This is a genomic window from uncultured Thiodictyon sp., from assembly GCF_903946935.1.
Lineage (GTDB): Bacteria > Pseudomonadota > Gammaproteobacteria > Chromatiales > Chromatiaceae > Thiodictyon.
The window spans coordinates 25,416-51,882 of the sequence record NZ_CAJAXH010000229.1 but is presented as its reverse complement, the minus strand read 5'-3'; the positions used below and the strand labels follow the sequence as shown (position 1 = coordinate 51,882).

General features: G+C 62.1%; 23 protein-coding genes. 10 read left to right on the top strand and 13 right to left on the bottom strand.

Going from position 1 to position 26,467, the window contains the following annotated elements:
* Positions 1-225 precede the first annotated feature (225 nt).
* The 8 genes from QZX93_RS20315 to QZX93_RS20280 all read right to left on the bottom strand — a co-directional run bounded on the left by QZX93_RS20315 (position 226) and on the right by QZX93_RS20280 (position 13,389).
* Positions 226-1,083 (bottom strand): TIGR04222 domain-containing membrane protein, encoded by an 858-nt coding sequence (locus QZX93_RS20315; protein ID WP_295384637.1) that lies wholly within the window; start codon positions 1,081-1,083, stop codon positions 226-228.
* Positions 1,084-1,104: 21 nt separating this feature from the next.
* Positions 1,105-1,368, bottom strand: a complete 264-nt coding sequence (locus tag QZX93_RS20310; RefSeq protein WP_295384635.1) for a hypothetical protein — start codon at positions 1,366-1,368, stop codon at positions 1,105-1,107.
* Between the two features lie 539 nt (positions 1,369-1,907).
* Positions 1,908-2,297, bottom strand: coding sequence for a very short patch repair endonuclease (locus QZX93_RS20305; RefSeq protein WP_295384633.1), 390 nt, complete (start codon positions 2,295-2,297; stop codon positions 1,908-1,910).
* A 16-nt stretch (positions 2,298-2,313) separates the two neighbouring features.
* Positions 2,314-4,152, bottom strand: coding sequence for a response regulator receiver domain (locus tag QZX93_RS20300; RefSeq protein ID WP_295384631.1), 1,839 nt, complete (start codon positions 4,150-4,152; stop codon positions 2,314-2,316).
* A complete protein-coding gene (locus QZX93_RS20295) occupies positions 4,145-7,114 on the bottom strand; it encodes an ATP-binding protein (protein WP_295384628.1) in 2,970 nt (989 codons plus the stop codon). Before QZX93_RS20295 ends, QZX93_RS20300 begins: the two co-directional genes overlap by 8 nt.
* Before the next feature lie 41 nt (positions 7,115-7,155).
* Entirely contained in the window at positions 7,156-8,322 is a 1,167-nt protein-coding gene (locus QZX93_RS20290) for a DNA cytosine methyltransferase (protein ID WP_295384626.1), read from the bottom strand.
* Positions 8,323-9,005: 683 nt separating this feature from the next.
* On the bottom strand, positions 9,006-12,272 hold the full coding sequence (locus tag QZX93_RS20285) for an efflux RND transporter permease subunit (protein WP_295384624.1): 3,267 nt from the start codon (positions 12,270-12,272) through the stop codon (positions 9,006-9,008).
* The gene (locus QZX93_RS20280; protein WP_295384622.1) at positions 12,265-13,389 is read right to left on the bottom strand and encodes an efflux RND transporter periplasmic adaptor subunit; all 1,125 of its coding nucleotides are present in this window, start codon (positions 13,387-13,389) and stop codon (positions 12,265-12,267) included. Before QZX93_RS20280 ends, QZX93_RS20285 begins: the two co-directional genes overlap by 8 nt.
* 559 nt (positions 13,390-13,948) lie before the next feature.
* Here QZX93_RS20280 and QZX93_RS20275 point away from each other — a divergent pair.
* From QZX93_RS20275 to QZX93_RS20255, 5 genes are all read left to right on the top strand, one after another.
* On the top strand, positions 13,949-14,245 hold the full coding sequence (locus QZX93_RS20275; protein ID WP_295384620.1) for a hypothetical protein: 297 nt from the start codon (positions 13,949-13,951) through the stop codon (positions 14,243-14,245).
* A gap of 122 nt (positions 14,246-14,367) precedes the next feature.
* A complete protein-coding gene (locus QZX93_RS20270) occupies positions 14,368-15,396 on the top strand; it encodes a trypsin-like peptidase domain-containing protein (RefSeq protein ID WP_295384617.1) in 1,029 nt (342 codons plus the stop codon).
* Positions 15,397-15,461: 65 nt separating this feature from the next.
* The gene (locus QZX93_RS20265) at positions 15,462-15,755 is read left to right on the top strand and encodes a hypothetical protein (RefSeq protein ID WP_295384612.1); all 294 of its coding nucleotides are present in this window, start codon (positions 15,462-15,464) and stop codon (positions 15,753-15,755) included.
* A 21-nt stretch (positions 15,756-15,776) separates the two neighbouring features.
* Positions 15,777-16,712, top strand: a complete 936-nt coding sequence (locus QZX93_RS20260) for a glutaminyl-peptide cyclotransferase (RefSeq protein ID WP_295384610.1) — start codon at positions 15,777-15,779, stop codon at positions 16,710-16,712.
* A 333-nt stretch (positions 16,713-17,045) separates the two neighbouring features.
* Positions 17,046-17,504, top strand: coding sequence for a hypothetical protein (locus tag QZX93_RS20255; protein WP_295384608.1), 459 nt, complete (start codon positions 17,046-17,048; stop codon positions 17,502-17,504).
* Positions 17,505-17,601: 97 nt separating this feature from the next.
* On the opposite strand, the gene QZX93_RS20250 is transcribed toward QZX93_RS20255, so the two are convergent.
* The gene (locus QZX93_RS20250; protein ID WP_295384606.1) at positions 17,602-19,236 is read right to left on the bottom strand and encodes an alpha-D-glucose phosphate-specific phosphoglucomutase; all 1,635 of its coding nucleotides are present in this window, start codon (positions 19,234-19,236) and stop codon (positions 17,602-17,604) included.
* Positions 19,237-19,482: 246 nt separating this feature from the next.
* Between QZX93_RS20250 and htpG the strand changes: the two genes are divergently transcribed.
* The 3 genes from htpG (at position 19,483) to QZX93_RS20235 (ending at position 22,896) form a co-directional block, all read left to right on the top strand.
* On the top strand, positions 19,483-21,426 hold the full coding sequence (gene htpG / locus QZX93_RS20245; RefSeq protein ID WP_295384604.1) for a molecular chaperone HtpG: 1,944 nt from the start codon (positions 19,483-19,485) through the stop codon (positions 21,424-21,426).
* A 237-nt stretch (positions 21,427-21,663) separates the two neighbouring features.
* Positions 21,664-22,134, top strand: a complete 471-nt coding sequence (locus QZX93_RS20240; protein WP_295384602.1) for a DUF29 domain-containing protein — start codon at positions 21,664-21,666, stop codon at positions 22,132-22,134.
* A gap of 21 nt (positions 22,135-22,155) precedes the next feature.
* On the top strand, positions 22,156-22,896 hold the full coding sequence (locus tag QZX93_RS20235) for a restriction endonuclease (RefSeq protein WP_295384600.1): 741 nt from the start codon (positions 22,156-22,158) through the stop codon (positions 22,894-22,896).
* A gap of 176 nt (positions 22,897-23,072) precedes the next feature.
* Here QZX93_RS20235 and QZX93_RS20230 read toward each other — a convergent pair whose 3' ends face one another.
* From QZX93_RS20230 to QZX93_RS20215, 4 genes are all read right to left on the bottom strand, one after another.
* A complete protein-coding gene (locus QZX93_RS20230) occupies positions 23,073-23,516 on the bottom strand; it encodes a DUF2442 domain-containing protein (RefSeq protein WP_295384598.1) in 444 nt (147 codons plus the stop codon).
* Positions 23,513-23,740 (bottom strand): DUF4160 domain-containing protein, encoded by a 228-nt coding sequence (locus tag QZX93_RS20225; RefSeq protein WP_295384596.1) that lies wholly within the window; start codon positions 23,738-23,740, stop codon positions 23,513-23,515. The genes QZX93_RS20230 and QZX93_RS20225 overlap by 4 nt, the downstream gene beginning before the upstream one ends.
* Positions 23,741-24,129: 389 nt before the next feature.
* On the bottom strand, positions 24,130-24,885 hold the full coding sequence (locus tag QZX93_RS20220) for a hypothetical protein (protein ID WP_295384594.1): 756 nt from the start codon (positions 24,883-24,885) through the stop codon (positions 24,130-24,132).
* Complete coding sequence (locus QZX93_RS20215) at positions 24,882-25,073, bottom strand: hypothetical protein (RefSeq protein ID WP_295384592.1); 192 nt, start codon at positions 25,071-25,073, stop codon at positions 24,882-24,884. The genes QZX93_RS20220 and QZX93_RS20215 overlap by 4 nt, the downstream gene beginning before the upstream one ends.
* Before the next feature lie 164 nt (positions 25,074-25,237).
* On the opposite strand from QZX93_RS20215, the gene adk reads away from it, so the two are divergent.
* Both adk and trxA read left to right on the top strand, forming a co-directional pair.
* Positions 25,238-25,897: an adenylate kinase gene (adk, locus tag QZX93_RS20210; RefSeq protein WP_295384590.1), complete on the top strand. Its 660-nt coding sequence runs from the start codon at positions 25,238-25,240 to the stop codon at positions 25,895-25,897.
* 163 nt (positions 25,898-26,060) lie between these two features.
* Entirely contained in the window at positions 26,061-26,447 is a 387-nt protein-coding gene (gene trxA / locus QZX93_RS20205) for a thioredoxin (RefSeq protein ID WP_295384588.1), read from the top strand.
* Positions 26,448-26,467: the final 20 nt, after the last annotated feature.

The following is a 26,467-nucleotide window of genomic DNA, read 5'->3' as shown; positions in this document are numbered from 1 at the left end:
CACCAGTGCCGTACCTGTCTCAACGGCACTGATTCTGTAGACCATGGCGCGGCCCTTGTCACCTCCCGCGCGGGGAACACCCGCCCGCGCGGCACCGTCTGCGACCAGGCGCGTGGGCCGCGTCGGCTTTGCGCCGGGTCCGTCCCCGGCTGCGCTACGCTCCGCCGGGGACGGACCCGGCGCAAAGCCGCAGCCACGCCGCCGCGGGGCCATACACCGCGTCATTCACCAACTATAGGCGGGTTTAGGTAGCCATCGACAGACCAGGAAGCCGACCGGCCGATCGCGACTCAGCCCGACCAGGATTTTGATCGACCCAAAGGCGGCGACCGCCAGGAGCGGCAGGGCGCCGGCGCTGCGGACCGTCCACGACTGTTGCTCCGACAGCGCAAGACCACGCGACACCAGGCTGGCCTTGAGCGGTTCATGCCAGGTGGTGGCATTGCGCAGCAGCATGGCCCCCGGGGTGCCGTACCGGTCGATGGCCGCACCCAGTTCCCGCAGCGGCTCGGGCAGGTGCGACGCCGACACCGTGAGACTCAGGCGCGGGGGGCTCTCCTCCAGCCTGACCAAGCCCTGCGTCAGCAGGTCTGTGACCCCGGTATCGACGGCACGCGCGGGACCGTCGGCCAGATAGGCCGGTTGGTAATGATCCAGCGCGTCCGCTCGCCCCGGACCGGTCTCGCGCAGTCGGTAGCGCAGCCAGGAAGAGAGGATCAGGGCCAACAGGGCGAGGGCCACAAAGAGCTCCAGAAAGGGCTCGGCGGTCCAATCAAAGGGGTCCAGTGGTAGCGCGGCGGCCGTCCCCGCGACCAGGGTCCCGCCGACCAGACCGACACCCGAGAGCCACCCCCGCCAGCCCGGCAGACGCGGGCGCGGCAGGACCAGTTGGCGATGCAGGTCCACATGCCGCCAACGCGCCGGGTCCGCGAAGCGCTCCTGCGTGCCGGGCCAGAAGGCAAGCGGCGGCGGGCCGAACCAGCACTCATAGGCGGCCAGGGTGCGGGCGTACTGTTCACGGAAATGCCGACCCTGCGCCGGACCTCCCCGGGTCGGCTCATGGTGCAGGGGCGTACCGAGCACCTGGGGGCAAAAGCGGTCCCATTAGTCGTGGGTGTCGGTCAGGTGAATGTGCCAGACCTCATCGACCTCCCGGCTTGGGGTCATGGACTCCCCGGCGACACAGCACAGGAAGCAGAAGCGCCGGTACTCCTCGATCATGGCGCGCGCCTGTTCCAGGGTCCAACCCTGCTCGCGGGCCAGGCGGCGGGCGAGGTCGAGACCCTCGTGCGGGCGCTCGAACGGATGGGCAGTCAGGCGCCCCCAGAGGGCGGTTGCCGCCACGGGCCAGTCGGTGAATTTACGCATGGTCGGTCCTCCGTCATCGTGGTTTGCTCAAGCGCCGCGACCCGCAAGGGGGTCGGCACCTGAGTCCATGATCGCACCGCAGGCGTAACATTGAATGGGTAGGACTGCGCAGCGCGGCGGCCGTAAACTACTGAGACGGTATCAGTAGAACTACTGATGGGGTTATCCTGTTGGCCGGAACCATGATCAACGCCCGACCAGGTCTTGCTCATCCTCCGGCCAGTCTTGCTCTACGGTAAGGTTGCGACCCGTAGGGTCCGCTGTGCGGACCAAAGACCTTGCCGTCAGCGATGTGGCCGGGATTACGATCAAAGCCCGTTTGAAAATAGCATCGTTACCAAGATAGAGGCAAGTTAACCTGGTCCGCAAGGCCCTCGGTTCCTCATGTGGTGAATGGTCCAGCAGATGACGCAGAGCCCTTCGCCCCAACAGACTAGGGCAGCTAAGCAGCAACTCCACACCGACCGTTCGAGCGGTTCTATTTGCGACATCACGGTCAGCGCATTGCTGCTCTGTCTTATGCAAATGCTATCAAACGCCTATAGAGATATCGGTCCACTGTGTTTCATGCAGCGGTTGACGGCGAGAACCAAAGCGTCCGTATATCTCGTTTCGCATTCCCAGATTACGCATACTCGCCAACCCATTTCCGCCAATTCCAGCGCACTTCGCCGATCCCGTTCAACGTTACCGGCGAGCTTCTTGGCCCAGAACTCCCCGTTCGACTCGGGGGTTGTCGCCCTCACACAACCGGGGTGAGAATGCCAGAAGCACCCGTGAACGAATATGCAAACTCGGTGCTTCTGTAGGACGATGTCGGGCTTGCCGGGAAGGTCAGGCCGATGCAACCGGAAGCGATAATCCATCGAATGTAACGCCCGACGAACTCTCATCTCCGGAAGAGTGTTTGTTCCCCTAACCTTCGACATAACGTCCGAGCGCTGCCTAGGGGTTAGCTTGTCCATTGTCCGGTGGGCGACGATTCATCGGCACGAAATCCAGTCCAACCCTCGAGAGACTTGCGCCGAGGCGCTGCAAGAGATTGAGTGCGTACTCATAGCGAAGTTGTGCGACAACCGTCGCGGAATAGCTGGTGTGTTCGAGCCCCTTGGTTCCGCCTGCTGCTCGGGCAATCTGAAGTCTGTTTCCGTTGTCGTCGAAGCGACCCTGTTTTTCAGCGAACATCTGCTCCCACTTGGGATTCGGTGTTCGGTCTGTCGAACCGCCAAGACTTCCTAATGGAAGCGGAAGGAAGCTAAAGTGCTTAATATTTTCATCGATCTTGAGAAACAAATAATTCGCGCTGGTAGCATTTGCGAGCGCATCCTCGACTCTTCCAGCCGGGAGTTCGAATAGTTCTACGGCGATGAATGGGATGTGCTCTCCAAGCCTTTTGTGCCAACCCGAATCCTTCTGTCCAGGCTCCAAGTCGCAAGCGGGTGAGAGGCATAGCCAATACGGCCCGCTGATACCGCCATTATCTATGCGGAGGACGTGTCCGGTGGTCAAGTGGCTGCCCTCTACCTCCTTGCTGCACTCGTATCGGTTCAGGTGAACAGTCACCTCAGTCGGCTCCAGGGACGCATACCACCTCCTCGCCTCACCCGCAAGCAATCGACTTCCCAGTCGCTCACCGAACTCCGTGACATTGGCCCTAATTGCATCTCCTAGCCCTTCCCAGTGACGCTTGATGGCATTGTGGAATTTCCATGGGCGTTGATCTGCAGCAGCGTCCAAGAAGTCGTCCAACCAGCCCAACTGAAGGTGCCGGTTGCGCAAGACCTCCGCCTCCGCAAGGACACCATGCTTATCCAGCACTGCGCGCATCTTGGCCATCAACAAGCGATACGGCTCCGGGTCCCACAGTTCCAAAGCCTTTACAAGGTGATCCGGAAGGGATGATGCGTCTTTGGATTTGCTGACAACCGTGACGAAAAGTCGATCTGTTCTAATCCAGTTAGTCCCATCCTCGCCCAGATCCATCCGTACCGTGCCAAAGTCTTTCATCGCGAGCCGCCGTGCCAGTTCCAGTTGCTTCCTGTAAAGTACCCACTTCGTAATAAGCTTAAACTTCGGGCTCGCACTCACGGCTTCCGGTGCAGCACTCACCAGCGTCTTGAGCCCTTGCAATTCCGGCAGGCGGCAAGCAGCTTTCCAATCAATTGCCTTTCCCTGAAGGCCGCGAGTCTTCACGAACGCTCGATCGTCGACTTCAGTTGTTAGTCTCTCGATGATTGCCGGTTCATCATCCTCCCACTGCTGCACCAATTTTGTGACGTCGGCTAAAGCGGTGGGATGCAGATTCACACGCTCATCGGATTTGCAGAGTCCAACAGCAATCTCCCCAACTATTCGAGCGATGTCGCCTGCAACCGAGTCGGATCCCTTGGTGTAGACCACCACAAGGTTAAAGTAGTCGTTATCGGCAAGTTCCCGCAGGATGTTGATTGCCTTGGTTCCATCGTTCGGTTGTTCTTTGTCAAGGTGAAAGTCGAGGATCATTAAGTCGGCTTGAGTGAGGTGCGAGGTTGTCGTCTGCTTCTCCGGCAGGCCGTCATGAAACTCAACCATCCAATTTCTTTCGTCCGCGTGGCAAAAGCGAATGATATCTCGAGCTCGCCTCGTATCATTTTCATTAAAGTCCGGATTCGCCATCGCCCGCTCCTTGTCGAGCAGCCCATCAAGCGTGGGAAACTCATCGTCCACCACGATGACCGATCGAATCGGGCTCATAAAAGCCTCTGCGATCAGTTCTCCGTAAGTCGAAGCCTCCCCGTCACTCATACGTCGCCCCCTTGAAGTCGATGACAAAATTTGCCCCGGAAAGAACCTTGAATCGCTGGTCGGTCGCGTATTCGATGGTATGACCTACCGCCGCCAGATTGGCTCGACACAGGTAGAGTCCTACGCCGCGGCCGCCGCGGACCTTGCGGGTAAAGAACAAAGAAAATAAGTGCTTGAGGTCGTCCTCATCGACACCGGGACCGTCGTCGGCAACCACGACCCTCCCATCTACGGCATCTAAAAGAATGTTGTGTTTGCCGCCGCCCTCTTGGCGTACCCAGTAGAGTGCGTTATTTATCAGATTGATAAAGACTGGAAAAATACGAGCCGGTTGCTCGTAGACGTAGAAGCGGCGGAAGCGGTCGGTGGCTTCCAATGAAACACCGGCATTCTGCAGGGTATCCTGGAAGAAGCGCTGCACGTATCCGAGGATGTCTGAGCCGCCCAGCGTGGTCTTGTACTTCGGTCCGGAGAGCTTTAGGGGAGAGAGGAACCGCAGGCGATCGGCGAGTGCCTCGTGGGCAATCTTAACGGCAGCGAAGGCCGGCGTCCGTTGCGCGATCTCGGGTAGGTCTTGCAGTCCTTGGCTGATCGTCAGTTCAAACCCTTCGATTTCATGTCCAATAATCTCAACGGTGATACCGAGTTGTGCCAGCGAGTGCAACCGATCCACCTCTTCGCGCGTCTCGTCGACCGCATCCATTCCGTAGGCGGCGAGGGTTTCCAGATCGATGTTTTCCTGAAGACTGCGCAAAGCCGCGATGTAGGGCTCGAAGGTCTCGCCGTTCTCGAGGTCGACGTTGTCCCGTGCGCTGGCCAGACGTTCCAGCGCCTTTGCCAAAGGGATTCGCTCGTGCTCGACATCATCGAGAATAGGCAAAGTGTCGGCATGGTATTGCTTGCTCCGTGCCTCGTAGAGCGTAGTGATTCGTCGCTGTTCGGCCTCCAGTAGCTCACGCGCCTCTTTTAGCCACTTTCGCAGGCGCCCCTGAAGGTAGGCGGCATGACTGCTCAGATCCGAGAAAGCGATCTCGCGAGGTGCGCGCGGCTTCACCGCTTCCAGGGCAGCGTTCAATGATTGCTCCACGGTTTTGAGCAAATTGCCGACGCTACGTTGATTGAACCGGAAGACACCGTATTCGTCTTCAAGGCTCCCGAGGGTTCTAGGCGCCTCACCTAAGGAGAAATCGTTGGATCGATCTTTTAGCTCTTGAACTTGCTCCCGCAAACGCAGGATTTCCGACTCGGTGGTCGGCTCGACATCGCGCAGCCGTTCGGCGAGCGTCTCAAGCTCATTACGCAGTGACGCAAGTTCCGGGCCGAATCTTTTCAGGCTGGTGCGAAACCGCTTCCGATTGAAAGCGCGGCGACGATTGCGTTCCGCTTCCGCCTTTTCTCGGGCACGGCTCGCCTGAATATCCGGTAGATACTGGTTTCGTAAGTCTGAGTCGGTGCCGAAGTATTCGAGTCCGGTCTTCCGCAGTAGATTCTCGACCAGATCGCGAAAGACCTTTGCCGCCTTGTTGTCGATGAATCCCTCGCGGCCCGCCTTGTCCTTGAGGTTGGGGTTTCCGTCGCGGGTGATCGCGATGCCCCCGAATGTTCGTCGGTGGGACCAGAAATTACGCCCGGCGTGCAGGGTCCGCCGCTTTTCAATCTCGAAGAAGTCGTTGTCTTCCCGGCCGTAGGGCATGACGCGCAGGCCATTCCGGTAGATCATCACTCCTGCATACAACTTCGCTTGCTCCAGCAGTTGGCGGTGTACGTCCGGCGGGTGGGAAGATGATCCAGAGTCCTGCTGAAAACTGCCAAGGCGGATGTGGAATGTACCGACCTTTGAGTTGGCGCGTTGTGAAACATCCGTCTTTGGGCTGATGCGAACCTCTCCGTCCAGCCAGTTTCCGAATGCTCGTACTCTGCCGACGAAGACGCCGTTTTCATCGACGCAGCCCTCGACCACATGCTCCAATTCCTCCAGATTCCGGTAGTCGAACTCGTGTTGACTGGCGATGACGGAGCGTTGCAACGCCCCCTCCCAAGCGATCACAGAATAATCGAAATCCGCGGCACTATAGTCTTCTTCTGCTTCCCTGGGGTCGGTGAAGGGATCGGTAAAGTTCGATAGCGTCTGAAAAAGCCGATCTTTCGCCTGCTCTGCGGCATTGGAATCCTCGGGATGGAGTCGTCCCGACAATTGGGCCTCAAGGTCAAAGACAATGTCGGCGATGAGCAGGATGGTGCCGTGCTCCTTGTCTCCTCGCCAGATTGGCCATTGGCGGAAGTGACGGCGATCGAAGACCGCGGCCTCCACGATCCGTTCCATGGCGTCGCGGGTGGACGGCTTTGCCTCGCTCGCCTCCAGCGTATCGAAACTCTCCCATGCTTGGGCAATGCGTTGATCCCGCGCTAAATCGCGCCCGGTGCCGCGCAGGTTTCCGCGAAGGGTTTCGAACATGGCCGGGAGTTGTTCGAAGACCTGCTCTTTGGCGTCGAACTCGACGACCGGAACCTCAATGTCCTGAAGATAAAGAAAGGGGTTCTCGAACAGGCGCCAGTCGATCAGGGCGGCAGTAAAGGGCGTGTTGCGGCGCTTGGAGACCACCAGCAACAGGGGGCCTAGAAAGGCGGAGGAGAGTCGCCCGATCCCCTTCTGACCCTGCTTCGGCCGCCGCGGTAGGCCGTTGCGGTCCTCCTCGCGAACCTGGTCACCGCTCGCCTTCGATTCGGTGCCGACCACCAGCCACTTGTCGATGAAGTCCTGGTGGGTCATCCCATGACCGTCATCGACGATCGCCGCGACGGGTATTGCGCCGTCGTAGATGTGCAACGCGACGGCGGTTGCGTAGGCGTCGTAGGCGTTCTTCCAGAGTTCGGAGACCGCGGTGGGGCAGTCGGCGATCTGCTCCCGCCCCAGATGGTCGATGGTACGGGCGCGAGTCCGGAAAGAGACGGCATCAATCATGAGGGTATCCGATTCGGTCAGGCATTCGGATCGACCACAAGTCAGGGGGAAACGCCCTGCCGCAGGATCTCGCCAAGTTGCACGGGCACCGCGTTGCCGATTTGCTCGCCGGCGGCCATCAGCCCTCCTTTGAAAACGAAGGTATCGGGGAAGGTCTGGAAGCGGGCCGCCTGCCGGAGGGTTATCCCGTGCGCCTCGGTCGGGTGGACGAAGCGCCCCTTGGACGGATTGATGCAGGCCGATGTCATGGTCGGTCCAGGTACACTCGGGTCAATGCGTCCGTAGACGTCACTGTGCCCATTGTGCCCATCGCGGCATGCCAGCACGCGCGCAGAGTCCCGCCTGCTGCCGCCGTTGAGCGGCGTGGACTCGAACACCTCCACCAGCTTCGGCGAGTGATTCATATGCCGGTCATTCTCATCGTCTTGCGGTGCGGACTTCTCGAACACCGCCGCTGCGGTGACCCAAGGCAGGAGTGACGGGTCTTGCTCCCGCGCCTTTGCGTCACCATGGGTTCGGGGCGGCGGCCAAACCGACTCGTCGAAGATGACGTCGGCGCGGATGCCCAGTATAAAGATGCGCTTGCGCCGCTGGGGAACTCCATAGTCCCGGGCATCAAGGGCTGTAGGCCCGAGGACCCGATATCCGGCGTCCCGGCTCGCGTGTAGAAAGTCTCTCAAGAAGTCCCGGTGACGCGGCCACAACAATCCGGGTACGTTTTCCAACAGAAAAACTTTGGGCTGTAGGCGCTTAACGAAACTAAAATAACGTAGAATCAGGGCATTACGCGGATCGTTCACGCCTGCGTTCTTAATTCGATGCACGGAAAAGCCCTGGCACGGTGGGCCGCCAAGTACGATGTCGCAGGCCATGCCCTCGGCGAAGTGTGTGTCGTGCAGGGTATCCGGCGTCAATTTCAGGATGTCGGTGGCATACAGGGTCGGGGCTGCATCGGGGTCTTCGCAATTGTCGATCAGGTTCGCCTGGTAGGTCGCGCAGGCGTGTTTGTCCTTCTCGACTGCGGCGACTACACGGATGCCGACCCTTGATGCTGCGGCCGAAAAGCCCCCTGCGCCAGCAAAAAGGTCAACGGCACATAAACCTTGTAGTGCCGTCGACTTGGAATCACCAATTGCGGACGACGAGGTTATTCCTTCAAAAAAAGAGGGACTAACGATATCCCGCATTAGGTACGACGATGTGTCCATTTCACTATTATCTTTAATTTATATTTGTTATTGCAGGACCCATGGCGTGATTCCGGAGAATTAGCGGAAAATACTCAACACGCTATATAAATCAATATTTTAGGCTGCGCTAGACTGTCACGGTCAAGAGTGATGACGATTGACCGTGCTACCCGCAGTCGTAGGTCCGTCAGTCTCGACGGATCATAGTTGGTCTACCACCACCTTTGCAAAGTGCCGGCGCGCCACGTAGGTCAAAACGGCAACGGCTGGCGCACAAGGAACTTGACCGTCCTTTCTCCGTGGTTAATCACATGGTACTTGCCCCCCGGTCGGCAGCGATGTTCCCGATGCTTCCGCGGACTCGAAGGCCCCGCTTTGACGCAACCGTGGTTGCCTAGTGGATCTGTTGCGGGCAGTTCGGGCATTGCCAACCGCTGGTACTCACGGCGCACAGCGCCTGACACAGGCGTGACACCGCCGCAGAGACTAGGCAAGTATTAGTGCCTTGATATATCAGCGATATGTCGCTCAGGCAGGGCTCGTTTTAGAGGCAAAAGGGCCGAAAATCGCCATTTTGCCCGGATTTTGCCTTTAAGCACAGCGAAATCTCTATGATTTACAGTAGCATAATACTTTCACAGTCTCCGCGGCGGTGTCACGCGCACGCCAAGGCTGAAGCCTTGGACTCCAGCGCCGCCAACTCACCCCGTGGCGGTGCGCATCCATTCCTCCCGCTTATACATGACCCCGTAATAGACCACCGGAATGACCACCAGGGTCAGCAGCGTGGAGACGAAGAGTCCGAATAACAGCGAGACGCCCAGCCCCGAAAAGATCGGATCGTCCAGGATGAATCCGGCGCCGGCCATGGCGGCCAGGGCGGTGAGTGCGATGGGCTTGGCGCGGACCACCGCGGAGTTGATCACCGCGTCCGCAAAGGGCATGCCCTCGCGCACCTGCTGATTGATGAAGTCCACCAGCAGGATGGAGTTGCGCACGATGATACCGGCCAGCGCGATCATACCGATCATGGAGGTGGCGGTGAACTTGGCACCCAAGAGCGCGTGACCGGGCAGGATGCCGATGATGGTGAGCGGAATGGGCGCCATGATGATGAGCGGCACCAGATAGCTGCGGAATTGGGCGACCACCAGCAGATAGATGAGGACCAGCCCCACGCCATAGGCGATGCCCATATCGCGGAAGGTCTCATAGGTCACCTGCCATTCGCCGTCCCACTTGAGGCTGAACGCATAGGGGTTGCCCGGCTGCTGGGTGTACCACTGCGGCAGGCCCAGTTGGTCGGTCAGTTTCGCGGCGATGGTGAACAGTCCATAGAGCGGGCTGTCGGTAGTGCCGCCCATATCCCCGGTGACATAGACCACCGGCAACAGGTCCTTGTGATAGATGCTGGGGGCGCGCGTATCCTTGACCACGGTGACGATCTCAGACAGCGGCACCAGTGCGCCGCCCTGGGCGCGGACCTTGAGCGCCAACACCTGTTCCATATCCGCCTTGTCGGCCTCCGCGTATTCCACCCGGATAGGTACAGCGTATTTGACATTGGCCCCGTGCAGGAAGCTCATCGACTCGCCCTTCAATACCGTCGACAGGGCCTGGGCGACGGTGGCCTGATCGACCCCCAGACGCGCCGCCTTGGGGCGGTCCACCTCCACGATAAGCTTGGTCGAGGGGAACTCCACCGAGTCGTCCACGTCGACGATGTCGGGGGTCGACTCGAAGGCGACCCGTACCTTGGCCGCGGTGGCGATCTGGCCGGGGTAGCCGAGCCCATAGACCTCCGCCACCAGTGGCGCCAACACCGGCGGGCCCGGCGGCGGCTCGGCGATCTTGGCGTTGCCCCGATAACGGTTGGCGATCTCCTGCAAAGGGGCGCGCAGCGCCGAGGCGATATCGTGACTCTGGCGGGAGCGCTGGTGCTTATCGACCAGATTGACCTGGAGGTCGCCCAGATTGGCGCCCGAACGCAGATAATACTGACGCACCAAGCCATTGAAGTTGATCGGCGCGGCGGTGCCGGCATAGGCCTGGTAATCGGTTACCTCGGGGACGGTGGAGAGATATTCGCCCATCTCCGCCAGCACCCGGGTGGTCTGCTCCAGGCTGGTCCCCTCGGGCATGTCGAGGACCACCTGGAACTCGGACTTGTTGTCGAATGGGAGCATCTTGAGTACGACGATCTTATTCACCGCCAACAGCACCGAGCCGGTGATCAGCACCAGGATGCCGATGAGCAGGAACCAGCGATTGAGATGGCCCTTGCGCCCGACCAGGAAGGGGGTGATGACCGGGCGGAAGACCCGTCCGAGCATGGGGCTGCCGCCCTCGCCATGACCGTGACCGGGTGCATGCGCGCCGGTCGCGGCGGCCGCGGCCACCGCCTGGTCGTGCCGCCGGCCGAGCATGAAGTTGGTCATCCAGGGGGTAAAGACGAAGGCCACCGCCAGCGAGATCACCATCCCCAGCGAGGCATTGATCGGGATGGGCGACATATAGGGCCCCATCAGCCCGCTCACGAAGGCCATCGGCAGCAGGGCCGCGATGACCGTGAAGGTGGCCAGTATGGTCGGCCCGCCCACCTCATCGACCGCCCCGGGCATCAGGTCGAGCAGCCGGGTGGTGGACAGGACCATGTGCCGGTGGATGTTCTCCACCACCACGATGGCGTCGTCCACCAGGATGCCGATGGAGAAGATGAGCGCGAAGAGCGAGACCCGGTTCAGGGTAAAGCCCCAGGCCCAGGAGGCGAACAGGGTCAGTGCCAGGGTGACGATCACCGCGGCGCCGACGATGATCGACTCGCGCCAGCCGACCGCGAGCCACACCAGCAGGATGACCGAGCCGGTGGCAAAGACTAGCTTGCTGATGAGCTTCTTGGCCTTGGCATCGGCGGTGGCGCCATAATTGCGGGTGATGGTCACCTCGACCCCCTCGGGGATGAAGGTACCCTGCAACTGGGCAACGCGCTCAATCACGCGCTGTGCCACCTCCACCGCGTTCACCCCCTCCTGCTTGGCCACGGCGATGGTCACCGCCGGGCTGGCACCGGCCGGCGCGCTGCCGGTGCCGGGGTCCCGGGCGCCGGGGCCGGGACCCACCCAGACATAGGTATCGGGTTGCTCGGGTCCGCGGTCGATGGTCGCCACGTCGCGCAGATAGACCGGGTGGCCCGCGTGCAGCCCCACCACCAGGTCGCCGATCTCCTCGGGGCTGGAGAGGAAGGTCCCGGCCTGGACCAGTATCTCCTGGTTGTCGACGGTGACTGGCAGGTTGTCCGCGTCCTGATTGCCGGACTGGAGCGCGCGCCGCAGATCGCCCAAGTCGATCCCGTAACCGGCCAGTGCTTGGGGTTGCAGCAGCACCCGCACCGCCTGGCGCGGCACCCCCAGGGTATAGACATCGCGGGTGCCGGGGACGCGCTTGATCTCGGGCTCGATGGCATGGGCGACCTGGCCCAGCTCGAAGGCGCCCACCTGCGGGTCCTTGGACCAGAGGGTGGCGGTGACGATCGGCACATCGTCGATGCCCTTGGGCTTGATGATCGGGGTGCCGACGCCGAGATTGGGCGGCAGCCAGTCCGCATTGCTCAACACCTTGCTGAACAGACGCACCACCGCGTCGGTATTGTCCTCACCCACCCGGAATTGGATAGTGACCACCGCCATGCCGGGGCGCGAGACTGAATAGACATGCTCGATGCCCTTGATCTCGGACAGCACCTGCTCGGCGGGTCCGGACACCAGGTGTTCGACCTCGGCCCCGGAGGCCCCGGGGAAGGGGATGAACACATCGGCAAAGGTGACGTTGATCTGGGGCTCTTCCTCGCGCGGCGTCACCAGGATGGCAAACAACCCGGCCAGTAGACCCACCAGGGCCAGCAGCGGGGTGATGGCGGAGGACTGGAAGCGTGCCGTGATGCGGCCCGACAGGCCCAGTGGCTCAATCATGATGGCTCCCCGCCGCGGTGCGCGCCGCGTCCTGGTTCTTGCGCACCACCCCGGCCGCGATCGGGTTGAGTGCCACCCGCTCGCCGGCGGTGAGCCCGGCCAGCACCACATAGGCGTCGCCCAGGTCGCGGCCCAGTCGCACCTGGCGGAGGTTGACCTCCCCGCCAACCCCGACCACATAGACCCCGGTAACCTCGGAGCGGAACACCACGCACTCCTTGGGCACGGCGAGTTCCGCCTTCTCGCCGACCATGAATCCGGCCTTCACAAACATCCCGGGGAACAATGGGATGGGCCCGGGGGGGGCGGCTGGCAGGTCGACCCGCACCTTGAAGGTATTGGAGCCGGGATCGGCATAGGGAAAGATGGTGATCGCCTTGGTCTCGATCACGGTGCCGTCCGGGCGATAGACCCTGGCCTCGGCCCCGCCGCGCACCGCGGCGATCAGGCTCTGCGGCACGTCCACCGCCACCCGCAGTTCATCCAGCGAGATCCCGCTGATCAGCGCCTGGCCGGGGCTCGCCATCTCGCCCACCGCCACCTTACGGGCGGTCACGATACCGGCATAGGGCGCGCGAATCTCGGTGTATTTCAGTTGCTCCTGGGCTTGGTCGAGGCGCGCGTTGGCGGCATCCAGGGCCGACTGGGCGGCGGCCAGGTCGGCGGTCGACTTGTCCACGGCGGAGGCCGAGACGTTCTGCTTCTCCGCCAGCCCCTTGACTCGGGCATGGTCTTCGCGCGCCTGTTTCAACTGGGCCGCGGCCGACTTCTGGTCGGCCGTCGCCTGGGCCAGCCGGGCGCGCTGCTCGGTGTCCTTCAGGCGCACGAGCACCGCGCCCTGCTCCACGTAGTCGTCCACGTCGAACGCGATCTCCTTCACCTGGCCCTGGGTCTGGGCCGAGACGGTGGAGCTGTTGATGGCCTCCACGATGCCGTCCAGGCGGTACTCCCGGGGGACGATCCGCGCCGCGATCGTGGCCGTGGCGAGCCCGGTCTGGGCCGCGGACTGGGCCGGTGTGGGGTCGGGTTGCGTCTGGGCGCCCGGCGCCGCAGCGGCGGCCAGGGCGGAACAGGCGAGCAGCGCGCTCAGTGCGGCGGTGGGCTTGAGGAGACGCATGATGGCGGCACCGTATAAATATTAGAGAACTCTTATATTACACGAAATGGTCGGTTTTTCAAGCGCGGCGCGCGGGCCGACGCGGGGTGTCCGGGCCGGCCGCCACCGGACGCTATGACATCGGCATGTCCCGCGTGACACCAATCTCTACCGTGCGCCAGGCCGACGACCGAATTATAATCGGCACCATCGGCCGGTCGCGTTACCCGATCCGCAACATCATGGGTCTGGCCTGTCCGGCGTTTCCGTACATGAACGCGAACCAAGAATGACCAGGAGGCAGCTCACCGTGACGACAACCAAACCAATACTTTGCGCCGCCCTGATCCTTTGCGTAACGATGACAGGCTGCAAGCCACTCCCGCAAAAGCCGGAAATCCAAGACGTTGCCTGGCGATACACGCCAGACCATCTTGGTACGGATGGGGATATCCAGAGCACCGTGAGGGCATGCTCGAGCGTGCTGGCGTATTACGGAAAACGGGCGCGAGAGGGAACGGCGTGGGATTTTGGAATCTCAACGAGTGGTGCGTTGGCGGGCGTTGTCGGTGCCGCGCTCATGGCAGCGAGTCCCGCCAATGTGGCATGGGCCGCGGCGTTTAGCGCCTATGCCGGGGCGACGAATGCCACCACCGAGAAGCTGCGCGCCGGCGGCATGGGTGGGTCCGCCGCCGCAGATTATCGCGAACGGCTGCGGTCCTCGGTGCAGGACGCACTCGATGCGGCGATCGACGCCGACGCCAACACCGAGCAGCGGCGTCAGGCGCTGTTGAAGGCACGCACTCGGTGTGAGCTCGAAATGGGCTCCGAGCAAGCAGAAACGAATACAACGCCGCCCGCGCCCCCATCGACATAGCGTTTCCCCGATAACTTAGCGCCGCATTATTGCATGCTTATCTCAATGCAGTTGCAATTTCGGCTCCCCTGTTATTTGGTCCTGGCCGGCGGCATCGCGGCCTTGTTGGGGGACTCGTTGCGATGACCCATTCCACCCGCGTGACGATTAGCCGCCAACACTCGCGGCCGGCTGCCGTCATCTTGGCCGCGCTGACACTCTGGTTCGGCGGGGTTGGAGGGGCGTGCGGCGAGGTCTACAAGTCCCTGGACGCGGATGGCCGTTGGCAGTTTACCGACCGACCGCCGCCGGGCTCCGTCCCGCTGCCGGCGGCCCAGCCCGCTGCCGCAAGTCACGCGCCTGAGGTCGCCGTCGTGGACCGGGATCTGGCCGCCAGGCTCGACCCGCAGCAAACGGCCACGCCGATTGCGCATTGCCGGCTGGCCGCGGTCAAGATTGAAACCTGGATCGGCAGCGGGTCCGGTTTTTTTGTGACCGGCGACGGTCTGATCTTGACCAATCGACACGTTGTGCGCCCGCCCAAGGATTGGCGCAAGCAGGTTGACCAACGGATGGAAAAGGCTGGGGAGCTCCTCGCCGAAGTCCAACGGCAACTGGTCACTCACTCCAGACGCGGCAACCCGGCGATGTACGACCGCATTGCCAAGTGGGAGCAGGAGGCGTCCGCGCGGTATGGGGAGGCCCGCCACGAGCTTGATCGGCTCAACAGTCGCTTGGCCAGTGCAAACTCTTTTAAGATCGAGTTGAAGGACGGCACCAAGCTAACGGCAGAGCTGGTGGGACTCAGTGAGCGGCAGGATTTAGCCCTGCTGCGACTCAAGGGTTATAACACCCCCTTTATTGCGCCGCTGAACGAGCGCGGTCTGCGCGATGCGGAAAAGGTGTATGTCATCGGCAGCCCCCTCGGCAAGCTCGACCAAATCAGCAGCGGCGACTACACCGGCGATGTCCAGGGCCTATTGGCAACCAACGCCAAGGTCCAGCCCGGCAACAGTGGCGGGCCCATGGTGACGGAAGACGGCAAGGTGGTCGGGATCGTCACGATCAAGCTCAGCGCGAACGCCGACCCGGAGGTCGATTCGGGGCTTGGCTTTGCAATACCCATCAAGACGGCGCTCGAGGAATTTTCCGAACTCCGCAAAGGCCAGTGAGCTGCTTCGGCGGCTGGTACTCGCGTGCGTAGGTTTCATCACAATAATCACCTGAGGACGTAATAGTGGAATACCCTGATCGCCAAGGCATGCGCTTTCTGCCCAACGAAGGCGCCGTGGCCTGGCTCGACCCGAGCGTGTACGAAGATACGCGGCATTTTACGCCCGTCCTCTCCGCCTTGATCGTCAACGAGGCGTTGACCGGCTGCGGGCTGATCGCCCTGCACCAGGACTGGCTCAAAGAGGGGATGGTCTGCATGGTGCGGGTCGATCGCCTGGGACCGCTCACGGCCGAGATCCGCTGGATCAGGGACCTGGGAGAGGGCATCTCAAAGATTGGCGTCGAATATCTCGAATAGCCTGCACTGGGGTGCGTCATCATGAGCCATTCACTCCGGCGTTACCGCCTTTCATTGGTGTCATCCACGGTGTGGCCCACGCACTCGCGATTTCCCAGCGCAGCCCGATCTGACGGCCGCCTGGCGAGCGCTTGGGGCTGGCTGCTGTTGCTGTTGCTGTTGAGCGGCGTGCTCCTGAGTGCCGGCGTCCAGGCCGGGGGCGAGCACGACCATGTCGAATTGACCCCCGAGCGGGTCCTCAACCAGACCGCCATCCCGGTGTATGGCTACCGCGTCGTTCACACCTATCCGCACGATCGAACCTCCTACACCGAGGGCCTGGTCATGTTGAACGGCACCTTCTACGAGGGGACTGGGCTCTATGGTCAGTCGAAGGTGCGGCAGTGGGAGCCGGCCAGCGGGCGCATACTCCATGAGGCCAGTTTGGACTCACGCTATTTCGGCGAAGGCGTCACCGTGCTGGACGGACGCGTCTACCAATTGACCTACCTCGAGAACACCGGCTACCTCTACGATCAAGCCACCTTGGAGCGCCATGGGGGCTTCCGCTACGTCACCCAGGGCTGGGGGCTCACCACCGATGGTCGGCACCTGATCATGAGCGATGGCTCGTCCGCCATCCAATTTCTCGACCCGAAATCCGAACAGCAGGTGCGCCGCATCTTTGTCACCGACGCGGTTGGCCCGGTCGGGTTTCTGAACGAATTGGAATATGCAGACGGCAAGCTCTATGCCAATGTCTGGCAAACCAATTTTATTGCAGTCATCGCCCCCGCGACCGGCAAGATCGCCGCCTGGATCGACCTCACCGGCATCAATCCAGAACCCGCGGTGCTGGTCTATCCGCTGGTGCTCAACGGCATCGCCTACAACCCGGCGACCAAGCGCCTGCTGGTAACCGGAAAGTGCTGGCCCAACATCTATGAAATCGCGCTGACCGAGCGCAAGAATCGATGATTAGCCTGGCTCCCGCGCTCCTGCGTGGGAGCAAGCGCGGGCGCTCCGCGTCCATGAGCCGAACGGACGCGGAGCGCCCGCCCGGCATTCCCACGCTGGAGCGTGGGAACGAGAGAGCGCCCAGGCACAGGCCAAATATATCAAGGAGCGCTATGGCACTTCCTACCCACGACGTGACTGGACCACGCCATTACTCATTGGGTTCGGGCTTTACCTTGGCTACTCCGTTGCCCTCTTCGCATTGGCATTTCTTGTTATATTTGTCGCTCACAACTAACAGACACACCTTCTATGGCTATTAACCTTAACATCAGGAATTGGAGCAGGAATTCAATGAAAACCAATCACCTTCGCAGATGGATGCTAGCATTTTTTAGCATGACATCGACGTATCCTGCCAGCGCCAGCGACATGGGGATGGCGATACCGATTTTCACTGTTCCGATCTTGATGGTTGGCATGGCAGTCGCTATTGCAGCGTGGGTCATGGCCAGAGAGACCAAAGTGCGCACAGGCGTTCTGATGGCCATTTACCTTACGGGCGCCGTTCTATCGTTTATTCCCGGCCTATTCAGCGCAGCGGTTTCCAACCAGTATACATCATCCCAGTACGCGGACATCGCTATTTTCTACCTGATTGCGTTCCTGGTGTATTTGATCGTCATGGTGAGCGCTTTTATCGCCATTGCGAGGCGGGGGGAAGAAAAAGAGCCAGATTCAACGATGAGTCCTGAAAATGGTGAGAAAGGCAGGCGCGCCCGCAATGTCACGCCCAGAAAGAAATGGAGATAATATCTGACAAAACAGGGCGCCAGGCGCGATTACATCTTACTCGCCATCTTCGCCAAACCGGCCATCGAAGCGCGCCATCCCTGGCGTCGCAACTGCATCAGGTAATGACGGTCGGCTCGGTGCGTCCGGTACGCGCCTCGATCTGGGCCAGTTCCCGGGCGATCACGATGAGCGGTGCCAAGGCCTCCTGAGTGTCCTGCTGGTGTTTGCTGGGGTCCGGCTCGTAGGACTCGATGTAGACGCGTAAGGTCGCCCCCTCGGTCCCGGTGCCGGAGAGCCGCAACACGATGCGTGCGCCGCCCTCGAGGCCGATCCGCAGGCCCTGGTGACTGGACACACTGGCGTCGATCGGGTCGGTGTATTCAAAGTCGTCGGCATAGGCCACGGTGTAATCGCCCAGGCGCTTGCCGGGTAGTTCCGGGAAGAGCATGCGCAGGTGGTGCACCAGGCTCGCGGCCCCCTGGGCATCGACTGCCTCATAGTCATGGCGGGTGTAATAGTTGCGGCCGAACTGCCGCCAGTGGTCGCCGACGATCTCGGCCACCGACTGTTTGCGCACCGCAAGCAGGTTGAGCCAGAACAGCACGGCCCAGAGCCCGTCCTTTTCGCGCACATGGTCGGAGCCGGTGCCGAAGCTCTCCTCGCCGCACAGCGTGATGCGGCCGGCGTCCAGCAGGTTGCCGAAGAACTTCCAGCCGGTGGGGGTCTCGAAGCACTCGATGCCCATGGCCTCGGCCACCCGGTCGGCCGCCTGGCTGGTGGGCATGGAGCGGGCGATGCCGCGGATGCCGTCCTTATAGCCGGGCATCAGGTGGGCATTGGCCGCCAGCACCGCCAGGCTGTCGCTGGGGGTGACAAAGAAGTCCTTGCCCAGGATCATGTTGCGGTCGCCGTCACCGTCGGAGGCGGCGCCGAAGTCCAGGCCCGCGGCGCCCTGGCACAGTGCCACCAGTTCCTGGGCATGGGCCAGGTTGGGGTCCGGGTGGTGGCCGCCAAAATCCGGCAAGGGCACGCCGTTCATCACGGTGCCGGGCGGGGCGCCCAGCCGGTTCTCCAGGATCTCCATGGCGTAGGGGCCGGTGACGGCGTGCATGGCGTCGAAGCCCAGCCGAAAGCCCCCGGAGTTAAAGAGCGCCTTGATGGCGGCGAAATCGAACAGCGACTCCATCAGGGCTGCATAGTCCGCCACCGGGTCGATGACCTGGACTTCCATGGCCCCGATCTGGACCGTGCCGAGCTGGTCCAGGTCGGTGTCCGGGCAGTCCAGAGTGAGGTACCGGTCGATGGTCTGGGTACGCTCGTACATCGCCTCAGTGACCGACTCCGAGGCCGGCCCACCCGTGGCCCCGTTGAACTTGATGCCGAAGTCCTCGTCCGGGCCGCCCGGGTTGTGGCTGGCAGACAACACGATCCCGCCTTGCGTGTGGTACTTGCGGATCAGGCAGGAGACCGCCGGGGTGGAGAGGATGCCGCCCTGCCCCACCAGCACCCGGGCCACGCCGTTGGCGGCGGCCATGCGCAGGATGATCTGGATGGCCTCGCGGTTGTAATAGCGGCCGTCACCGCCCACCACCAGGGTTCCGCCGGCGAGTTCCGGCTGGGTGTCGAAGATCGACTGGACGAAATTTTCCAGGTAGTGCGGCTGCGCGAAGACGCGGACCTTCTTGCGCAGCCCGGAGGTGCCTGGACGCTGCCCCGCGAAGGGCGTGGTTTTGATGACTGTCGGATCCATGTTCAACCCCTTGATTATCGTTGCGATGACCTACATTGATACGGCTCGGACCGGGGGCTCGGCGCGCGAGCGGCCGCGGCCCCCGCCGCCATGGGCCGGGAAGTCCGGATTGTAGCCCGGGCCAGGCGTGCGACAATAACCGGTTGCGGCCCCCGTCTAGCCGCCGCCGCGTCCCAGGCGGGCTCGGCAGCGGCCGGCCCGCCGGCAAACAAACACCAAATCGTTCTCAAAGAGGTAGGAAAGCGTATGACTGTCGAAGCGCATAAGGAAACACTGGAGTTTAAGGCGGAGGTGAGCCAGGTACTGGACCTGGTGATCCGCTCACTCTATTCAAACAAGGAGATCTTCCTGCGCGAGTTGATCTCCAACGCCTCGGACGCGGCGGAAAAACTGCGGTTCGAGTCCCTGAGCGACGAGGGGCTGTTAGAGGGCGACGGTGAGTTGCGGATCCGCGTCACGGTCGACCCCGAAGCCGGCACCCTGACGGTGTCGGACAACGGCATCGGCTTGAGCCGCCAAGAGGTGGTCGAGACCATCGGCAGCATCGCCAGTTCCGGCACCCGCCGCTTCTTCGAGAAGATGACCGGCGACCAGGCCAAGGACAGCCAGCTCATCGGCCAGTTCGGCGTCGGCTTCTACTCGACCTTCATCGTCGCCGACAAGGTCACCCTGACCTCGCGTCGCGCCGGTCTGGGCGACGAGCATGCGGTGCGCTGGGAGTCCGACGGTCGCGGCGCCTACACCCTGGAGACGGTGGAGCGGGCCGGCCGCGGCACCGACGTCACCCTGCACCTGAAGGAGGACGAGAAGGAGTTTCTGGACGCCTGGCGCCTGCGCTCCATCATCGGCAAGTTCTCCGACCACATCACCCTGCCGGTGGAAATGCTGAAGGAGCACCACGACAGTCCTGAAGACGAGGAGGAAGGCGAGGAGAAGGCGACGCCGGAAACCAAGGCTCCCGAGTGGGAAAAGGTCAACCGCGGCACCGCGCTGTGGATGCGCAACAAGGCCGATGTGACCGAGGAGGAGTACCAGGACTTCTACAAGCACATCTCACACGATTACGAGCCGCCGCTCGCCTATGCCCACAACCGGGTGGAGGGGACCAACGAGTACACCACGCTGCTCTTCGTCCCCAAGAAGGCCCCCTGGGACCTGTGGGACCGCGATCAGAAGCACGGCATCAAGCTGTATGTGCGCCGCGTCTTCATCATGGACCAGGCGGACAAGCTGCTGCCCCACTACCTGCGCTTCATCAAGGGCGTGGTGGACTCCGACGACCTGCCGCTAAACGTCTCGCGCGAACTGCTCCAGCACAACCGCAAGATCGACACCATCCGCCAGGCCAACACCAAGCGGGTCCTGGGCGTGCTGGAGACCCTGGCCACGGACGAGCCGGAGAAGTATGCCGAGTTCTGGAAGGAGTTCGGTCGGGTGATCAAGGAGGGGCCAGCGGAGGACTTCGCCAACCGTGAGCGCCTCGCCGGGCTGATGCGCTTTGCCACCACCAACAGCGAGGGCGAGGCCCAGACCGAGTCGCTGGACGGCTATCTCGAGCGGATGAAGGAGGGCCAGGACAAGGTCTATTTCATCACCGCCGACAGCCCGGCCGCCGCCCGCCACAGCCCGCACCTGGAGGTCTTCCGCAAGAAGGGTGTCGAGGTGTTGCTGCTGTCCGACCGGGTGGACGAGTGGCTGGTCAATCATCTGAGCGAATACAAGGGCAAGCACCTCCAGTCGGTCACCAAGGGCAATCTGGACCTGGGCACGCTGGCCGATGCCGAGGAAAAGGCCAAGACCGAAGAGGCGGCCAAGGAGCACGGCCCCCTGCTGGAGCGTCTGAAGACCGCCCTGGGCGAGCGGGTGGATCAGGTGCGCCCCAGCGCCCGTCTGGTCGACTCCCCGGCCTGTCTGGTGGTAGGCGAGTATGACATGAGCTCCAACCTGGCCCGGGTGCTCAAGGCCGTGGGGCAGGACGCCCCCAAGCAGCGCCCGACGCTCGAGGTCAACCTGGACCACCCGCTGGTCAAGCGCCTGGAGGCGGAGACCGACGAGACCCGCTTCACCGACCTGGGGCTGATCCTGCTAGACCAAGCGCAGCTCGCCGAGGGCGGCCAGTTGGACGACCCGGCGGCCTTCGTCGGGCGACTCAACAGCTTGATGATGAACGTGCTGCTGGCCGGGGGCTGAGGCCCACGGCGCCGCACCCAGGTGCGGCGCCGTCATGGCGGCAGGATGCCGTCATCCAGTGCCAGGGAGGGCGGTCTTTCAGGGCGCTGGTCCGCACAGCGGGCCCTACAGCCCGTAGGGTCCGCTGTGCGGACCAGCGCCCTTCACCGGACGTAGGGTGGATAAGCGTAGCGCTTCCACCACAGCGCGGAGAACGCTCCGCTTGACCAGCGAACACACAGTGATCGTATTCTGCTTATGAGCAATTTACAGAAACGCGTTCGCCCCGCCGCCCCGAACTACCGGGACTACGAGGTGGACCTGGTGGCCTGGGCGCTCGATAACGCCGCCCTGTTGCGGGCAGGTCGCTTGTCCGAAGTCGATGCACAACACCTGGCCGAGGAGCTTGAAGACTTGGGTAAGAGTGAGCGGCGATCCTTGGGTAGTCACCTGCGGGTCCTGGTGACCCACCTGCTCAAGTGGCAGTACCAGCCTGGCCTGCGTGGCGCCAGTTGGCGTCTCTCGGTCCTCAACGCCCGGGCCGCGATCCGCGGCATCCTGGCGGACAGCCCCAGCCTGGTCCCCGAGACACCGCGTCACTTGGATGCCGTCTACCACCTGGCCCGCGCCAACGCGATCGGCGAGACCGGCCTGCCGGAGGCGAGCTTTCCGCCGGACTGCCCATACACTATCGAGCAAGTTTTGTCCGAGACATTTTGGCCGCAATAGGCCACGTGTATTCGAGGGATAATGATCAGCCCGGCAGATTACGAATGCGCAGTACTTGAGAAACTTCGCCTCGATTTTCACCGGGTGGCGGTATCGGTGCACGGCACCGAAGGCAGCCATGAGCATAGGTTTCTAGGGAGATTCAGCCTTGTGAAGCGGCAACTGGACGCAGCGGCATACCGGTTTGGGGATTCCCGCCCTTTTCTTATTGCTGATGCAAAACGGCATAAGACGAAGGTGGATGTCAAGGATACCGAGGCTTTCATTGGCATGGTCGACGACATCGGCGCCGACATCGGGCTCCTCGTTGCGCCCGTCGGCTTTACTGCCGCTGCCGTTCGACGCGCTGCTGCCGCTGCGACCGAAGTCCGAATCATGACTGTGAAGCAAGCGTTGACATACAAGTGGTTGCCACTTGCACGGCAGATATACCCGCACGACTGGGTTTTTCGAAAAGAACTTGCCCTTGCGGTTCGCCTGCTGCATAAAAAGGCGCCTCCCGAGGACATCATTGGCGCGCTTGAACCTGTTGCGTTCGATGAGTGGGACGCATTCGTTGCATACGCCCTTCGCCACCACCAAACGGAGGCTTTCTCTTTTCTTCGTTCAATTGTTTCCCACCACGACGACGATGGATGGCGTTTCAACGCGCTTAACCATCTTATCCAATCAGGTGGTCTTGACGCATGCACCACAGCAGAGATCCTCGCGCATGAACTGGACCCGGAAATTCGCGAGTTTATAGAGAAAGAGAGCACATAGCGCGGACAAGCGCGGCTCATCCACGCTAGGTCCGAGTTGGGTGGATGCGACGCGGTGTCGTGCCCATCTCACGCATCGTGGCATGCACCTTAACCTCCCTGTAATGCTTGCGCTGGCCGGCGCCGGACGGGTTTCAGATCGACGGGGCAAACTGCCAGTATCTAGCATCGTTGCCGCTACGCCGTCCGTAGCCGCAGATACTCCCACCCCAGGCATGCCAACCACACGGTCTTGGGGATGGGTCGCTGCGCGGTGCGGTAGTAGCTGACCATGCGACGCGAAAGGCCAAGCGCCTCGGCGGCGGTCGTCAGGCTCAGGCCGTTGCGACGCATCCAGGCATCGAACTGCTCATGGGAGGGCAGGCCGGCCTGCTCCTTGGACCAGGCGTACAGATTGTCCGCACCAAACTCGGTATCGAACCATTCCACGCTGCCCCCCCATTCGGCAAGATGGGCGGTGGCAAAGACCTCCGGCGCCAGGATGGGTGCCAGGGCCGGAATGCTCCGAAGCTTGTCGCCGACTTCCACCTCCAGTGTCTCCCCCGTGCTCCAGCGGGTGCGCAACCGATAGGGCTCGAGGGCGTGCACCTCCTCAAGCTGAGGGAAAAAGTACCTGCTCATGGGTGATATTTTCTCCATTCGGCGATCAGGTCCGGCCGGTGCTCGATGGCCCAGGCGAGGACTTGGGCAATCTCGCGGGCGCGGATCGGGCCGAGCATGGCCAGGGTGTCGATCTCGACCAGATTGTCGCGTCCATCCGACATCACAACGTGAAAGTGGGGCGGCGGATGGTCCAACGCCCGAACCTCGACACGGCAGTTTGGAAATCGGGCGATGGTCGGCATGACGCTAGACTAGGGCAACCAGTGCCCCGAATCAATTGCAGAAGGGGCATTGGAAATCGCAGATGGATGTCTGCCTTGAGCCCGTCGGTCGGCGCGGCGGCCCCGACGGCGAGTGCCGCGCCGACCGACGCCGGCAGTCGACCCTGCGTTTTCTCCTGACACCCCTCTGTGGTGTCACGCACCTGTGAGGCGCTTTGCGCCGAAGGCGGTGGTGCTCACGCCCCAGTGAGGAAGCCTTGCGCAAGTTTCGGCAGCGCGGCGAGACCTTGACCATCGTTTCGATCACAGGGCTTTCCTGCAACCCGTCGCGGCCGGCAGCCGGTCCTACGAGGGTAGGAACGGCCACCCGACCGCAACGAATATGACTCGCGGGGTAACCGGAATACCGATCAAGGCCCAACCACCGTTGGCCCATCGCCAACCGGCCCCCCATAACGCGCCAAGAAACGCGCAAACTGTTCACGCTGCGACCGCAACCGCTGCACCTGGCGGGGGTAGTTTTCGTGCTCAAAGGCGTCCACACCGAAGGCCGCGGGCGGCGGCAGGGCGTCCAGCAAATCGATCGCTTGATTGAAGAACGTACGCTTACCCGCATCGGTCAGCGCGAGATCGAAGACCCGGTTGGCCATCTTGATCGCCTCGCTCGCCTTGCCCGCGGCGATCAGACTTAACAGATAGCTGTGACAAACCCGGATCGCGGCCCGTAGTTGGTTGTAGCCGCGGGGCGTGCGCTTGCCCGGGATAAGTGAAATATTGGAAAGCCGACTGGCAAGACAGTCGAAGGGATGCAGGACGTAGAATGAATGCCCGTTGGCGGTCGTCAGCGGCACCCGGCGGCGCAGGATATCCGTCTCATTAACGCCCGCCACATAGGCCAGAAAGTCGGCGACCACCACGCCGGCACCGTCAATGAGGATGGCCGTGTTCGGCGTCGGGTCCTGGGCCTGGGGTATACGGCAGCGATAATTCAGCGCATCCGCCAGCCCGAGTGCCTGCGAGGCATCGCCAAGAAAATCGATATCGACCGTCTCGGTGATGACCGGCAGCCCAAGCATGTGCTCCCACAGGGCCACCGCCTGTCCGCCGACCAGCGTCAGGTCCTCGCCGACGCAGTCGAGCCACTGCAGCACCCGCTCGATCTTCACAGATCCTCCAGAAACGCGGCATAGTCATCCGGGGATCGCTCCGCGACCCGCACCACCAGCCCCGCGAACACACACCCGATCTCTCTTGACTTGTCGATGCGCTGGGGAGAGACCGCCAGCGCGGCAGGGTTGACGGCCGCGCCGACGTCCGGCGGGGCCTCGTCTAGTGGCTGTTTCTGAATGCTCATCGCCGTAGAGTACCGCCTAACGCCGTGCCAGGCACTCTGATATTTGACAACTTGGAAAATCGCCTGGAAGGCGATTTTCCAAGTCCTTTGTGGCAAACTTCCGCGCTACCTCGCGGGCCGTCCGGCCGCAACCCCAAAGTCCACATGACGAAGAGGCGATATCCATGCGCGTGATCCTGCTCGGCGGCCCCGGGGCCGGCAAAGGTACCCAGGCCAGCTTCATCAAGGAGCACTTCGACATCCCCCAGATATCCACCGGCGACATGCTGCGCGCCCATGTCAAACAGGGCACTGACCTGGGCATGGCGGCCAAGAAGATCATGGACGAGGGCGGTCTGGTGTCCGATGACATTATTCTTGGAATGGTAAAGGCGCGCATCGCCGATGCCGACTGCAAGGGCGGCTACCTCTTCGACGGCTTTCCCCGCACCCTGCCCCAGGCCGATGCCTTGAAGGCCGCCGGCGTGTTCGTCGACGCGGTGGTGGAGATCGACGTCCCGGACGCGGAGATCGTCAGCCGCATGTCCGGCCGCTGGAGCCATCCGGCCTCGGGCCGCACCTATCACGTGATCTTCAACCCGCCCAAGACCGCGGGTCTGGACGACGAGACCGGCGAGCCCTTGGTCCAGCGCGACGACGACAAGGAAGAAACCGTCAAGGCGCGGCTTAAGGTCTATCACGACCAGACCGAGCCACTGATCCATTACTACGCGTCCTGGGCCAAGCAGGGTGGGGAAGGGGCGCCGAAGTACATCAAGGTCCATGGCATCGGTGCGGTAGACGCGATTCGCGCCCAGATCGTCAGCCAACTCGAAGCGCTCTGAGCCAGCAGGCGCCAGCGCTGTGCAGACCGGGCGCAAGCCCGGTTTTTTATTCACCTGGTTTTTCATAAGACTTTGAATCCCTGCCTGATTGTCCTGGGGCGCGGCGGTCCCGGGGGGATTCTGTTACTATTCGCTAATAAACCGTTTTAACTAGGTGACTCCAATGGCAGTGGTCGAACTCAATCAGAGCGGCTTTGAGGCCGCGATCGAAGAGAATAATTTCGTGATTGTGGACTTTTGGGCCCCCTGGTGCGGTCCGTGCCGTTCCTTTGCCCCGGTCTACGAGAAGGTCTCCGCCGATTTCGACGATATCCTCTTCGCCAAGGTCAACACCGAGGACGAACAAGAGATCGCCGCCCATTTTCGCATCCGCTCCATCCCCACCCTGATGATTTTTCGCGACCAAACAATTATTTACGCCCAGCCGGGGGCGATGCCCGAGGGGGCATTCCGCGAGCTGCTCACCAAGGCCAGGGAACTCGACATGGCCGAGGTCAAGCGCCAAGAGGCCGAACGGCGCGACGCCTCGCAAGCCTCCGGCAACGCCTGAGCACACGGCGACCGTTTAGC